Here is a 13,838-nt window from a genome sequence, read left to right as displayed (position 1 = left end):
CCCTCAGTAGCCGGCGATGTCGGGCCAGCGCAGCTCGACGCCCTCGTCGGCGAGGCGGTTCTGGAAGTCGGCCAGCAGGCCGGGGGTGTAGCGCACCGCGCGGGGAGTGACCCGGCGGGCCAGGCAGAAGTCCGCGAGCAGACCGGCGACCTCGCCGACGTTCCACTCCACGGGGTGCAGGCGGTACGAACCGTTGGTGATGTGGGTGGTGCCGATGTTCTTCCCCGCGGGCAGCAGGTTCTCCACCCGCCGGGGGATCAGGGCGCCGAGCGGGATCTCGAAGGGACACGAGGCCACGTCGACGTAGTTGTCCCCACCCGTGGACGGGTGCAGGTCGATGCGGTACATGCCGACGCCCACCGCGTCCGGGTAGCTGACCGCGCCCTTGTCGCCGCGTACCGCCAGGGAGAGGTCCTGCTCGACGACTGTGTACTCGGCGCGGATGCGTCGCGCCTCACGGATGTAGGGGGCCTGGGCCAGCCCGCTGTGCGTGACGTCGCCACCGGTGCTGATGCCGCCGGTGCCGGTGACGTCGCCACGCAGACGCAGCCCGGGGAAGCCGGTGCCACCGTCGGCGCGGGGCGCTTCGGTCTGCAGCCAGTAGAGCACCGACAGGGAGAGCTCGCGGGCCGCCGCGATGTGGTGGGCGGGGTCCGGCGCGTCGATCAGCGGATGCTCGAAATAGTCGATCATCGGCCAGTTGACCAGGCAGATGTCGCTGTCGTAGCTGCCCGGGAGGAAGTTGCGCCGAGCGGCGATCCGACGGAACGTCCACAGGTTGCCGTCGCCAGGGCTCAGCCGTTGGTCGGCCATCACCAACCACGGGTCGTCGTCGGGGTTGGGGGTGAAGCTGCGCTCGGAGATCTCCAGGGTGCGCGGGTTGGGGGATCGGAAGGAGAGCATCCGGTCGCCCCAGAACGGCGGCTGGTACGTCCGCCAGAAGTCGTACCGGGCCGGTCGGTCGATGGTGTGGTCGCCGTCGACGTGGTCGACCGCGAAGCAGACCGAGAACGCCTGCATGTTCGTCGGCTGCGCCTCGTCCGGCGCGCTCGGCTCCCCGGTCTCGCCGCACGACTCGAAGCCGGTGACGTACTCGGTGCCGGTCAACGGCAGCAACTCGCCGGTCTCGGTGGCGTCCAGCACGTACGGCGCGACGACGTGCACCTGTTCGCCGCTGTCCCGGTGCGCCAGGGTCACCCCGGTCACCCGGTCGCCGTCGGTGTCGGCCCCGACCGGCAGGTACGGCTGGAGCAGCCGCAGCCGACCGGCGCCCCGGTACGGCGCGAGCATCGCCTCCAGCACCGCGACCGCGACCCGTGGCTCGTGACAGAGCCGGCTGACGTGCCCGGCCCCCGGGTTGAGCGTGGTGGCCTGCCGCGCCCGGTCGGTCAGCGGGTAGTAGGCGCGGTAGTAGTCCCGGATGCCGTCACGCAGCCTCCGGTAGCTGGCGGTGACACCGAACTGTTCGACCCAGGAGTGCTCGTCGGGTGGTACGGCCTGACTGGTGAGCTGGCCGCCGAGCCAGTCGAACTCCTCGGTGAGCACCACCGAACGGCCGGCGCGCAGCGCGGCGAGGGCTGCCGCGACGCCACCGAGTCCACCGCCGACGATCAGTACTTCGGCCTGAATGTCTGGCAAGAGCTGTCCTTTCACGGGGTCACCTTTGGGGGCGCGAGGGTGGCGCCGTCGACGGGTTGGCAGGGCACCAACCGCTGCGGCACGGTGTCCGGGTCCGCCTCCAGCAGCCCGGTCAGCACCTCGACGGACTGCCACCCCATCTCCCGGCGGGGGATGCGGAAGCCGGTGAAGTCGATGTCCGTGCTGGCCGGTCGGGTGGGGTCACCGAGCGCCAGGATGGACAGGTCAGCCGGGATGTCCAGCCCACGTTCGCGGGCGAGTTGGGCGATGGCCACGCCGTCGGCGTACTCCTCCACCACCGCCGCGGTGACGCCCGCCGCGAGCAGGGCGTCGAGCAACTCGGCGGGGGAGCGGTCGGTGGTCGGCAGGTGCCGCGGCGTGCGTCCGGCCTCGTCGAGCGGGGTCCGGAAGCCGCGCATCCGGTCGGCGTGCGACTCGGGGCCGGCGCCCTGGCCCAGGTAGGCCAGCGCGGTGTGACCCGCGGCCAGCGCGCGGCGTACCACGGTGGCGGTGGCGGTCGGGTAGTCGGCGCCGACGTACGGCACCGGCCCACCCGCGTCGTCGCGGCGGCCGACCGAGACGAACGGCTGGCCCTCGGTGACCAGCCGGGTCAACTCGTCGCGGTCCAGCGAGCGTCCGAGCAGGACGCAGCCGTCGGCCAGCCGGAGCCGGTTGTCGTCGTGGAAGATCCGCCGTCGGCCGCCCGACACCGGGGCGCTGGTGAGCAACAGCAGGTCACAGCCGAGCCGCTCGGCGCACTCCTCGATGCCGACCAGGAACGGGTGGTAGAAGTCGCCGGTCCCGGTCGGGAAGACCGGTTCGTAGGTGAACACGCCGAGGATGCGGTTGTGCCGCGCGGCGAGCCGACGGGCGACCGGGTCGGCGACGTAACCGGTGGTGCGGATGGCGTGCAGGACCCGCTCCCGGGTTTCCGGGGCGATCCTGACGTTGCCGTCGTCGCGGCCGTTGAGCACCAGCGAGACGGTCGCCTGGCTGACGCCGGTCATCCGGGCGATGTCGTGCTGGGTGACTCGCCTGCGCGAACCAGTCACGTTCTGTGTCCAATCGTTACCGGGGTAATACGCATTAGCGTCGGTGAGGTGAAATGGTGCGGCCCACCCGAGGCTGTCGTCAAGACCCTCGGGCGGAGAAGTTCGGTCACCGAATGCCGCTCGATAATTCGTATTAGCACCTTGACGCTCGACTGAGGACGCCGCCAGACTCGTCGATGACGACCCGGGTTTCCGGCCTGGCAGCCAGATCACCGACAGTGACGCTGGCCGCGCCCTCGTCCGTGTCTTCCCGAGCCGCCGCCGCATCGCCACCCACCACGCTCCGCGGTCGACGAGCGTCCTCTCACGATCGGAGAACCAGATGGCACACGCGTACCCGGATCCGCCCTTCGACCGACCCACGGAGCTCAGCCGGCGTGGGCTGTTGCGCGGTGCGGCGCTGCTCGGCGCCGCCTCTGCCGCCGGCGGTGTCGGCGCCCTGCTTCCGGGCACGCCGGCCCTGGCCGGGCCGGCCGGTTTCCCCAGCTACCGGTACGTCCGCGACGCGTTCGACCGCCCGCTGGCCTACAACCCCACCGGAGAGACGATCTTTCCCTGCGTACGCGGGGTCTACGACAAGATCAGCGGCGCGCGGGGCCGCTACTACCTCTACTACGCCCCGCACGACGCGCCCGGCGGGATCTGCCTGGCCTACGCCGACCGGCTCGAAGGCCCCTACACCGAACACCCCGGCAACCCCATCGTCGACCGGGTGCTGCCGACCACGACGGTCAGCCACGTCTCGTCGCCGCACGTCGTCTGGAACGCCTCCAGCAGGGAGTTCTTCCTCTACTTCCACGGCGAGAACACCACCACCCGGGTGGCTCGGTCCCGAGACGGCATCAGCTTCAGCGACGAGACGCCGATCCTGAGCACCAGGCTCGTGCCGAACACGACCGAGACGTCGTACGCCCGGGTGTTCGAGCACCGGGTGACCGGGCTGAACAACAAGTACGTGATGCTCTACATGGGTGCGCACACCGTCCGGCCCGGCACCCGGAAGATCTTCTGGGGATGGTCGCCGAACGGCTGGGACCAGTGGCAGTTCGCACCGGAGCCGCTGATCTCACCGGCCGGCGACGGGCTCAGCGACATCTCCGCGCCACACCTGCTCACCCGCAACGGCACCGCGTACGTCGTCTACCACGGCGGCGACGGGCGGATGCACCTCACCGAGGTCGGCAATGCCTTCGACCGGGAGGTGCACCTCGGGGTGTTCCACAGCCCGATCGCCTCCGACAACGGTCGGGTCGCGTCGCCCAGCTTCGGCACCGACGGCGGCGTGAGCTACATGATCTACGAGGCGGGTCCGCGCCTGGGCGCCAGGATCTGCGTCGCGCGGGCGGCCTGACCGCTCGTCACCGACCCAGGGCTGGTCACCTCGCGGCCGGCGGGCGCCCAGGACCCACTGACGGTGGAGCGGTACGACCACCCGCTGCCGACCGAGGTCCGGATGCGCGCCCGGCTGTTCCGGATGACGGCGCGGACCAACGGACGGCACGCTCGCGGCACGAACATCATCCCGTTCTCGATGCACCACGTCGACGAGGTGCTCGACGAGTTGGGGCTCAACGTCGGCCCGCTGACCCGGGCCAGGCCGTGGCTGTTCCCCGTCGACCCGCGCTAGGCAGTGTCTTCAAAGGATCATGGTGTCGGATGATGTAGGGCGTGGGTCGTCGCTATGAGTTGTCTGACGTTGAGTGGGATGCGTTGTCGCGGTGTCTGCCGTCGGTGGTGACTGGTGGTCGGCCTCGGGTCGATGACCGGCGGGTCCTCAACGGGATCGTGTGGAAGATCCGGGCCGGGGCGGCGTGGCGGGATGTGCCCGTCCGCTACGGGTCGTGGCAGTCGATCTATACCCGTTTCCGCAGGTGGGCTCTTGATGGCACGTTCGAGCGGATGCTCGCCGGGGTCCAGGCCGACGCGGACGCCGCTGGGGACATTGACTGGCTGGTGTCGGTGGACTCCACGATCGTGCGCGCCCATCAGCACGCCGCGGGCGCTAAAGGGGGGCCTGCGAATCGGACGAACCACAAGATCACGCCCTCGGTCGAAGTCGAGGTGGACTGACCACCAAGATTCACCTCGCCTGCGACGGCCTGGGTCGGACCCTGGCGTTCGTGCTCACCGGCGGCAACGTCAACGACTGCACCCGATTCACGCACGTCATGGCAGCGATCCGGGTCGAGCGGTCCGGACCCGGCCGACCTCGGGTCCGGCCCGACCATGTCATCGCCGACAAGGGCTACAGCTCCAAGGCCATCCGGGCTGACCTGCGCCGGCGCGGTATCGGGCACACGATCCCTGAGCGCGCCGACCAGCAGGCCAACCGCCGCCGACGCGGCAGCCGTGGCGGCCGGCCACCGGTGTTCGACAAGCAGCTCTACAAACGGCGCAACCTCGTCGAACGGTGCTTCAACCGGCTCAAGCAGTGCCGCAGCGTCGCGACCCGTTACGACAAGACCGCGACCTCGTTCCAGGCCACAGTCACTATCGCCGCGCTACTCCAATGGTTGTGAACCTTTGAAGACACTGCCTAGTGCCGCAGGGTGACGGCAGCCATGATCCGGCGAACCGCCGATGGGGGCGCGGCGGGCCAGGTCGAACCGACCCGGCCCGCGCGCGCGACGCGGTGAGAGCGACAGGGCTACGGGCGGACGCAGCCCGGGTGCGGGGGACGCTCGGGCGCTGTCTGGGCCGCACCGACCGTCCGTACACGGCCGGGCTCGCACATGCCCGCCGGGTTGCGCCGCTTGGACCTCGCCACCGTCGTCCTTCTCACCTCGCTCGGGGTGGTCCTTCACCCCGACGTCGTTCAGCACATCGCACCCGGTCAGCCTGCGGCAAGAATCTTCACGCGCTCTAGACACCCGACGTGCGGGTTTTCACGTTGCCGATACGCCGTGGCGGCGGTATGCCGCCATAATCGGCCAAAGCCATCAAACTGCCGGATAAAGTACGCCCACGGGGATGAGGGCGGGACCGAACGGCGAGGAGGCTCGGGGACGATGGCAGCGGGGCAGGTCGCCGAACACCATTACCAGGCCCTGCGACTGGACATCCCCGTCGACGAGCCCTTCACCGACTTCCGTCGGCGCTACGAGGAGGCGGTGCCGCCCTATGACCGCGACGCGTACCACGCGCTGGTGGCCCGCCAGGCGCCCTGGTCCGACGTACTCGACCTGGCGAGGAGGCAGGCTCCGTACAACTTCCTGATCTATTGGAGCAGCGGCGACGTCCAGCCGTTGATGCGGCTCGCCGGGGACTCGGGGCACTGCGTCGAGTACCTGATGGGCAACCACACCACCGCCGAACGGATGTTCCGGCACGACCCGGCGATCATGTTGTACGCCCCCTTGCGTACGGCCATCACCAGCAACGACGACGGCAGCGGCACGCGCTTTCACATCGAGAAGCCGAGCCACGCCTTCGCCTCCTTCAGCCGCGACGACATCACCCCAGTGGGCGTTGAGCTGGACCACGAGGTCGCCGCGCTTCTCAGTCACCTCGGCGCGCCCGTGCCGGCGGCCCTGGCCGGCTGAGCTGACCCGCCGTCCGTGCTGACCCGCACCGGGTTCTTTCGTGGGCTCGGGGACAGCCGGAGCACGAGTTCGGCAACCGTCCTGGAACTGCTGTTCGACATCGTCTACGTCTTCGCGCTCGCCCGCCTGGCCGGGCGGGTCGCGGACGACCTGACCATCGTCCGACACACGCTGCTGTCCGAGGCGGGCCAGACCGTCCTGTTCTTCACGGCGATGTGGATGATCTGGTCGCTCAACGCCCTGCTGTCGAGCACCTACGACCCCCGGCGCCCCGATCTGCAGGCCGTCCTGCTGGCGACGATGTTCGGCACGCTGGTGCTGGCTGTCACGCTGCCACAGGCATTCGGCCAACGTGGCGTGATATTCGCCTGCACCTACGTTGTCATCCAGGTCGGCCGACCGCTCTTCCTGGTGCTCGCCCTGCGCGGCCACCCGGGTCGGGCATTCGCGCTGCGGGTGCTGACCTGGCACGCGGCGTCCGGCGTCCTCTGGATCAGTGGCGGCATCAGCGGTGGTCTCGGTCGGGGCGTCTTCTGGACCCTCGCCCTCGCCCTCGAGCTGATCGGCGCGGCCACCACCTACCCCCTTCCCCGCAAGGGCGGGAGACAGCTCACCAACTCGGAGGTAACCGTCTCCCAGGAGCATCTCGCCGAGCGGTACAACCAGTTCTTCATGATCGCGCTCGCCGAGGTGGTGCTCGAAGCCGGCGCGGCGGTCAGCTTCCCGGGGTTCACCACCGGGGGGACCATCACCCTCGTCGCCGCGTTCGTGACGGTCGTATCGTTCTGGCGGATCTACTTCTACCACGTCGGGTCCGGTCGTGCCCCGACCCCGAGCGGGGAGGGGATCCAGCTGTCCCGGTGGGCGAGCTACAGCCTGCTGTTGATCGTCGGTGGCATCATCTGCACCGCCGTCGGCTTCGGGCAGATCATCGAAGATCCGCATCCGCCGATCGACTGGGCCCTGGTGGCCATCGTCTTCGGCGGCCCGGTGTTGTTCCTGATCGGGCGGAGCTTCCTGGAGCGGGAGAGTCGAAACGCACCGCGCTGTCGGGCGCTGTTCCTCGGCGCGGCGGCGCTGGTCGTGGCTGCCCCGCCGATGGTGCTGTTCCCGCCGGTCGCCGTGGCGGCCGTAGCGGCGGTGACCCTGGCCGGCATCACCGTGTTCGACCAGCGAGCCCACAAGCATGGGCATGGGGCGGAGACCAACCCGACGCTGTGACGAACCATTGCGAGCCGGCGACCGCTCCGCGTATGGTCGTCGGGCACGCCGTCGAGCTGGAAGGAGGTCAGAACAATGTCCGATGTTCTGCGCCCCCTCCGCGCTCCGGCGTCCGCGCGGATCTGACCCGGGGCGCTCGCTTCCCGGAGGACCCAGCCATGACTGGTCTCGTCATCCGTCCGCTCGTCGCGGGCGAGGAAAACCTGTTCGACTCCATGCCCGATCCGCTGCCCCAACTACGCCAGGTCGCGTACGCCGACGGGATCGCCGGCGGCGGCTACCGTCCCGAGAACACCTGGGTCGCCCTGCGTGCCGGCCGGGTGGTCGGTCGGGCCGCCTGGGTCCTCCCGCCGGGGGCCATCGGTGCCCCGTGGCTGGAACGGTTCGACCTGGACGCCGAGCCGGAGGTCGGTGCCGAGCTGCTGCAGGCCGCCCACGAGGCGCTGGGCGGGCCCGGTCTCTACTACGCCGCTCTGCCGGCGCACTGGCGGCGTCGACCCGAGGTGCTGGCCGTGGTACGAGCGCCGATGGCGGCCGCCCGGCTCGCCGGGCTGGTCGAGCGGGGGGAGCGGCTCCGGTGCTCCTGGACGGGCACACCCCTGCCGGCGTCCTCCGGGCGCTACGACTTCCGGGCGCCGGTCGACGCGGCGGAGATCAACGCCCTGGTCGCTCGGATCGCCGAGCCCGACGTGCTGACCGGCGTCGAGACCGCGCGAGCGGTCGGTGGCGTCGACCTGGCCACCGACCCCCTCGGTTGGTTGGGGGACGCGGTGCAGGGGTGGCGGGTCGCGTGGGAGGCTGGCCGGCCGGTGGGCCTGGCCGGCACCGCCGGGGACGCCTGCTTCCCCCTGCTCGCCTACCTCGGTCTGCTCGACGAGGCGGCCCGGCCCGAACTACTGGCCGAGGCGGTCCGGGTGCTCGTCGCCGGAGGCGCCCGGGAGGTGATCGCCGACGTCGAGGCGCACCGGGTGGCGGTGCTGGCGGAGCTGGAACGGACCGGGTTCCGGCAGTTGCGTACCCGGGTGACCTTCGCACCGCCGAGCTCCCGGGAATAGCCGCGCGGGGTGCGCCCTGTCACCGGGGCGCACCCCTCAGCCAGCGTCGGCCGCCGTCCCTGCCACCATCTGCCCATGCCGGAGATCACTGCGCTCGTCGTCGGCGGATTGGCGCTGGTCGTGGCGTCGGTCGCCGGGCTCTGGCTCTGGCCGGTGCGCCGTCCGGGCCGCCGCCTCGCGCCGGCGCAACCGCTCGACTTCGACGACGCCGTCCGTGCCGCCGAGGCCCACGTCGCGGACGAGGCGGCGGACCCGGAGATCCGGCCGGAGTCGCGAAGCCGTCTGCTCAGCCATGGCTCCCGTACCGACCGGGCCGTCCTGCTGCTGCACGGTTACACCCTCGCGCCGGAGCAGTACGACGAACTGGCCCAGGCGTTCTTCGACCGTGGCTACAACGTCTGGGTTCCCCGGGCCCCGCAGCACGGGACCGTCGACCGGACGGCCCACCACCGGGTCGAGGCCGAGGAGCTGACGACGTACGCCGCGCAGGCATGGGCCATCGCGGTGGCCCTGGGAGACGAGGTCGGCGTCGTGGGGATCTCCGGCGGCGCCGTGCTCGCCACCTGGCTGGCCCAGGTGCCCGGCAACGCCGTACGGCGGCTGCTGTTGCTGTCGCCGTTCTTCGGCCCGAACCCGCGACAGGCGCCGGCGTACGCGGTCAGACCGCTCATCGTGCTGTACGGGCGTCGCGTCCTCCGGGACCGCGTCACGTCGCGCGGATACTCCCTCGCTGCCGTCACCCAGTACCTGACGATCGCCCGTACGTTGCCGAATCCGCCCCGGCGGACCGGTCTGCGGAGCGTGGCGGTCGCGATCAGCCCGCTCGACCGTGTGGTGGACCTGAGGGCGGCGGTCGACGTGCCGCGCCGGATCGCCGACGCGAACGCGGTGCCGCTGCGCGTCTGCACCCTGCCCGAGACGTTGGGCATCGAACACAACACCCTCAACCTCGGCACCGACGGCGACGAGTGGCGCCGGCGGTACGTCGCGCTGTACGAGGGTGAGACTGCGCCGACATCCGGACTCGCCGGCAGGACCAGCGCCGGCCAGTGACCGTCGACGACGCCGTGGCGGCAGGTGAGCCCTGCCCCCACGGCGTCGGTCGGTCAGACCCGGACGGTCTGTCGGCGCTGCCGCCAGGCGAGGCTCGCGGCTTGCAGGACGAAGAAGACACCGCCAGCCGCGGTGTAGACGATCAGCATGCTGAGGCTCGGCTCCGCGCCGAGGGCGGCGGGCAGGTAGGTCGCGCCGGCGATGACCGAGAGCGCGCCGGCGATCAGCATCGGCCACTGGCGGCCGAGTTCGGGGCTGTTGCGGCGGATGGCGACGGTGAACTGGGCCACGCCGGAGACGATCGCCCAGACGCCGAAGGTGAAGAGCACGGCGCCGATCCCGCTGCTCGCCGCCAGCCCCAGGGCGAGTGCCGCCAGGCCGCTGAGCGTGGTGTTGAAGATCTGCAGCGTGCGGGCCGGGGTGCCGGGGTCCTCCCGGGCGTCGAGCAGCGAGGCCACCACGTCGATGAGTGGATACGCGATCAGGAGGACCACGGTGATGGCAGTGAGCGAGTCGCTGACGGTCGAGAATCCGGCGGCCCAGGCGATCGCCACGAGGCCACGGACGAGGTAGATGCGAAAGAGGGGAGACATCCGAGGGTCAGCTTTCTGCCGGTCGTGTCGATTACCCGGGCAACTCTGCCGGCCGTGCGGGCCGACGGCCCCAGGGAGACACCCTGGCCGAGGCACTGGCCTCCGTCCGACCGACCTGGCCCCGCCCGGTGACCCAGGGCACCGGCCAGGGGTTCTCCCTGGGGCGACCGGTGGGCTCGACGCGCGACGGTGAACACCGGACGGCGAACGGCGTCCGTTGCCACAAAGGAGTGAAGATCGTGGATTTCAAGCTCGAGGTCGTCGTCCTGCCGGTCTCGGACGTGGACCGGGCCCGGGACTTCTACCAGAAGGTCGGCTTCCGGCAGGACGTCGACTACGTCGCCCCGGACGGCTACCGCGTCGTGCACTTCACCCCGCCCGGCTCGGCGTCCTCGATCATCATCGGTGACGGGGTGTCCGACGCCGCGCCGGGATCGGTGCAGGGCATCCACCTCGTGGTGGACGACGTGGTCGCCGCCCGCGCGGAACTGGTCGCCCGTGGGATCGAGGTGAGCGAGGTCTTCCACGACGCCGGGGGCGTGTTCCACCACGCCGGCACGCGCGACCGGGTGACCGGCCCGCAGCCGGAGCGACTGTCGTACAGCTCGTTCGCGTCGTTCACCGACCCGGACGGCAACGGCTTCGTCCTCCAGGAGGTCACCGTGCGGCAACCGGGTCGGATCGCCCACGTCGTCTACGGCTCGGTGCCCGAGGTGGAGCAGGCCCTTCGCGACGCCGCTGCGGCGCACGGCCGGCACGAGGCGGAACTCGGTCACGAGGATGCGGACTGGCCGATCTGGTACGCCGACTACATGGCCCGGACCGCCGGTCTCGGCGCCTGACCTCCCGGCGGTCCCTCGCCCAGGCGACGCGCGGGGGACCGCCCTCTGAGCTGGCCGGACTCGGGATCGGTGATGTCACTCGGTGTACCCTCCGCCGGGGAGGATGACGTGCCGAGTTACACCGAGGGTTCCGCGCTGCGGGGACGCCGACGCGAGCGGGAAATGCTCGACCGACTCCTGCGTGACGTTCGCGCCGGGCACAGCCGGGTGCTGGTACTCCGCGGCGAGGCGGGTGCCGGTAAGAGCGCACTCCTGGACTACCTCAGCGAGCATGCGTCGCCCGGTCGGGTGACCCGGGCCGCCGGGGTGGAGCCGGAGTCCGAGATCGCGTACTCGGCGCTCCAGCAACTCTGCGCGCCGTTGCTCGGTCACCTCGACGGGTTGCCGGAGCCACAACGGGTCGCCCTCGCCACCGCCTTCGGGCTGAGCCCCGGCGACCCGCCGGAAGGGCTGCTCATCGGTCTCGCCGTCCTCGGGCTGCTCGCCGAGGCCGCGGCGGAACAGCCACTGGTCTGCATCGTGGACGACGTGCAGTGGATGGACCGCATGTCGGAGGTCATCCTCACCTTCGTCGCCCGTCGGCTGGACGAGGAGTCGATCGCGCTGGTCTTCGCCTCCCGCAGCCCGGGGGACGAACAGATCCTCGGCAGCCTGCCGGAGCTGCGGGTCGACGGGTTGCCGGCCGCGGAGGCGCGGGCGCTGCTGGATTCGGTGCTACCCGGGCCGGTCGACGACCGGGTCCGCGACCGGATCGTCGCCGAGACGCGCGGCAACCCGCTCGCCCTGCTCGAGCTGCCACGCGGCCTGACACCGGCGGAGCTGGCGTTCGGGTTCGGCGGACAGGCCGCAGCACCCCTGGCGAGTCGGATGGAGGAGGGCTTCCGGCGGCGCATCACGGCGCTTCCGGCGGACACCCGCCAACTCCTGCTCGCCGCGGCGGTCGAGCCGGTCGGCGACGTGACGCTGCTGTGGCGCGCCCTGCAGCGGTTGGGGGTCAAACCTGACGCCGCCGCGCCGGCCGAGGCCGCCGGGCTGGTCGAGTTCGGGGCGAGGGTGCGGTTCCGGCACCCGCTGGTGCGTTCGGCGGCCTGGCGGTTGGCCGAGGCCGACGAGCTGCGTGAGGTGCACCGTGTGCTCGCCGAGGCGACCGATCCGGATCAGGATCCCGACCGCCGTGCCTGGCACCGGGCGCACGCCGCCGTCGGCCCGGACGAGGAGGTCGCCGCTGAACTGGAGTGTTCGGCCGGTCGGGCGCTCGCCCGGGGCGGTCGGTCCGCCGCCGCGTCCTTCCTCGAGCGCGCCGTCGCGCTCACCCCGGACCCGAAGTCGCGTGCCGCACGCGCCCTGGGCGCCGCGCGGGCTCGATTCGACGCGGGAGAGCTGAGTCAGGTTCCGGACCTGCTGGCAGCCGCCGAGTTGGGTCCACTCGAACCGTTGCAGCGGGCCGGGGTGGAGCGTCTGCGGGCCCAGGTCGCGTTCGCGCTCGATCCCGGGCGAGCCGCCGGCCCGCCGCTGCTCGCTGCCGCTGGCCGTCTCCGGGAACTGGATTGCGCCTCGGCACGCACCACGTACCTCTCGGCGGTGGGTGCCGCCGTGCACGCGGGCCGGCTTGCCGGCGGCGACCTGCGCCGGGCGGCGGAGGCGGCCCGCGGCGTGCCGGCTGGCGACGAGCCGGCCGGCCTGTTCCTGACCGGCCTCACGGCATGGACCCTCGACGGGTACGCGCACGCCGTCCCGTATCTCCGCCGGGCTCTCGAAACGATGACGGCGGACGAGAACCTGCACCTGCTCTGGCTGGCCGGGCCGGTCGCGCACGAGGTGTGGGACGACGCCGCCTGGTTCCGGCTCACGGAGCGGGCGGTCGGCTTCGCCCGCGCCACCGGTGCGCTGTCGCTGCTGCCCACAGCGTTGGCGTTCCGCTCCGGCGCGCTGGTGTTCGCGGGTCGGTTCGTCGACGCGGCCGGCCTGCTCGACGAGGCCGACGCCCTCGGCCAGGCCACCGGAATGGCCGTGCATCCGTCCGCCTCGCTCACCCTGGCCGCCCACCGTGGCCGGGAGTTGCCCGCGATGGAGCTGATCGACGCCACCGTCAAGGACGCCGACGCGCGTGGCGAGGGTCGCCTGCTCGGCCTGGCCGGCTACGCCAGAGCGGTGCTGGCCAACGGGCTCGGCCAGTATCCGGCCGCGCTGCATGCCGCGCGTCAGGCGACCGAGTACGTGGACCTCGCCGTGTTCAACTGGACGCTCGGTGAGCTGATCGAGGCCGCCGTCCGCGCCGGAGAGGCCGAGGTGGCCGCCGAGGCCCGCGAGCGCCTCGCGGAGCGTACCGGCGCCGCCGGCACGGAGTGGGCGCTCGGCGTGCAGGCCCTCGCCGACGCCCTGGCGGGAGCGTCGGGGAGGGCCGAGGACCGGTACCGGGAGGCGATCGATCGGCTCACCGGTGGCCAGCTCGGTCTGCAACTGGCCCGGGCCCGACTGCTGTACGGCGAGTGGCTGCGCCGGGAGAATCGCCGCGCCGACGCCCGGATCCAGCTGCGTGCCGCGCACGAGGCATTCGCCACGATGGGCGCGGAGGGCTTCGCCGAGCGGGCGAGCCGGGAACTGCTCGCCACCGGTGAGACCGTCCGCAAGCGGACCCTCGGTGAGCCGGTCGCGCTCACCCCGCAGGAGGCGCAGATCGCCCGACTCGCGGTGGCCGGGCAGACCAATCCGGAGATCGGTGCCGCGCTGTTCCTCAGCCCGCGTACCGTCGAGTGGCACCTGCGCAAGGTCTTCACCAAGCTCGGCATCGGGTCGCGCAGGGAGCTGGCGGCGGCCCTGCGCGACCGCTGACCGCAGGTAA

At 71.6% G+C, this 13,838-nt stretch carries 11 protein-coding genes and 1 pseudogene; 9 read left to right on the top strand and 3 right to left on the bottom strand.

Annotated features, from left to right (window positions below):
• Positions 1-3: 3 nt before the first annotated feature.
• Positions 4-1,638 (bottom strand): FAD-dependent oxidoreductase, encoded by a 1,635-nt coding sequence (locus ABGB10_RS01655; RefSeq protein WP_347659015.1) that lies wholly within the window; start codon positions 1,636-1,638, stop codon positions 4-6.
• An 11-nt stretch (positions 1,639-1,649) separates the two neighbouring features.
• The gene (locus ABGB10_RS01650; protein ID WP_347659014.1) at positions 1,650-2,690 is read right to left on the bottom strand and encodes a LacI family DNA-binding transcriptional regulator; all 1,041 of its coding nucleotides are present in this window, start codon (positions 2,688-2,690) and stop codon (positions 1,650-1,652) included.
• Between the two features lie 322 nt (positions 2,691-3,012).
• Here ABGB10_RS01650 and ABGB10_RS01645 point away from each other — a divergent pair, with 322 nt between their 5' ends.
• The 7 genes and pseudogenes from ABGB10_RS01645 to ABGB10_RS01615 all read left to right on the top strand — a co-directional run bounded on the left by ABGB10_RS01645 (position 3,013) and on the right by ABGB10_RS01615 (position 9,561).
• A complete protein-coding gene (locus ABGB10_RS01645) occupies positions 3,013-4,041 on the top strand; it encodes a hypothetical protein (RefSeq protein WP_347659013.1) in 1,029 nt (342 codons plus the stop codon).
• 63 nt (positions 4,042-4,104) lie between these two features.
• Positions 4,105-4,317 (top strand): hypothetical protein, encoded by a 213-nt coding sequence (locus tag ABGB10_RS01640; RefSeq protein ID WP_347659012.1) that lies wholly within the window; start codon positions 4,105-4,107, stop codon positions 4,315-4,317.
• A 41-nt stretch (positions 4,318-4,358) separates the two neighbouring features.
• Positions 4,359-5,209: pseudogene (locus ABGB10_RS01635) on the top strand (IS5 family transposase).
• A 489-nt stretch (positions 5,210-5,698) separates the two neighbouring features.
• A complete protein-coding gene (locus ABGB10_RS01630) occupies positions 5,699-6,232 on the top strand; it encodes a hypothetical protein (protein ID WP_347659011.1) in 534 nt (177 codons plus the stop codon).
• A 15-nt stretch (positions 6,233-6,247) separates the two neighbouring features.
• The gene (locus tag ABGB10_RS01625) at positions 6,248-7,453 is read left to right on the top strand and encodes a low temperature requirement protein A (protein WP_347659010.1); all 1,206 of its coding nucleotides are present in this window, start codon (positions 6,248-6,250) and stop codon (positions 7,451-7,453) included.
• A 158-nt stretch (positions 7,454-7,611) separates the two neighbouring features.
• Positions 7,612-8,508, top strand: coding sequence for an acetyltransferase (locus ABGB10_RS01620; protein WP_347659009.1), 897 nt, complete (start codon positions 7,612-7,614; stop codon positions 8,506-8,508).
• A gap of 75 nt (positions 8,509-8,583) precedes the next feature.
• Entirely contained in the window at positions 8,584-9,561 is a 978-nt protein-coding gene (locus tag ABGB10_RS01615) for an alpha/beta fold hydrolase (protein ID WP_347659008.1), read from the top strand.
• Between the two features lie 53 nt (positions 9,562-9,614).
• Here ABGB10_RS01615 and ABGB10_RS01610 read toward each other — a convergent pair whose 3' ends face one another.
• The gene (locus ABGB10_RS01610) at positions 9,615-10,154 is read right to left on the bottom strand and encodes a DUF308 domain-containing protein (protein ID WP_347659007.1); all 540 of its coding nucleotides are present in this window, start codon (positions 10,152-10,154) and stop codon (positions 9,615-9,617) included.
• A 239-nt stretch (positions 10,155-10,393) separates the two neighbouring features.
• On the opposite strand from ABGB10_RS01610, the gene ABGB10_RS01605 reads away from it, so the two are divergent.
• Positions 10,394-10,996: a VOC family protein gene (locus tag ABGB10_RS01605; RefSeq protein WP_347659006.1), complete on the top strand. Its 603-nt coding sequence runs from the start codon at positions 10,394-10,396 to the stop codon at positions 10,994-10,996.
• A gap of 108 nt (positions 10,997-11,104) precedes the next feature.
• A complete protein-coding gene (locus tag ABGB10_RS01600) occupies positions 11,105-13,828 on the top strand; it encodes an AAA family ATPase (protein ID WP_347659005.1) in 2,724 nt (907 codons plus the stop codon).
• Positions 13,829-13,838 lie beyond the last annotated feature (10 nt).

Source organism: Micromonospora sp. B9E7 (assembly GCF_039871815.1).
Classification (GTDB): domain Bacteria; phylum Actinomycetota; class Actinomycetes; order Mycobacteriales; family Micromonosporaceae; genus Micromonospora.
Note: the sequence above shows the minus strand (reverse complement) of the source record. Positions and strands in the feature narration are given on the sequence as shown.

Coding starts and splice junctions, on each gene's coding strand:
- ABGB10_RS01645 (WP_347659013.1), top strand. CDS start 3,013: ATGGCACACGCGTACCCGGATCCGCCCTTCGACCGACCCACGGAGCTC.
- ABGB10_RS01630 (WP_347659011.1), top strand. CDS start 5,699: ATGGCAGCGGGGCAGGTCGCCGAACACCATTACCAGGCCCTGCGACTG.
- ABGB10_RS01620 (WP_347659009.1), top strand. CDS start 7,612: ATGACTGGTCTCGTCATCCGTCCGCTCGTCGCGGGCGAGGAAAACCTG.
- ABGB10_RS01615 (WP_347659008.1), top strand. CDS start 8,584: ATGCCGGAGATCACTGCGCTCGTCGTCGGCGGATTGGCGCTGGTCGTG.
- ABGB10_RS01610 (WP_347659007.1), bottom strand. CDS start 10,154: ATGTCTCCCCTCTTTCGCATCTACCTCGTCCGTGGCCTCGTGGCGATC.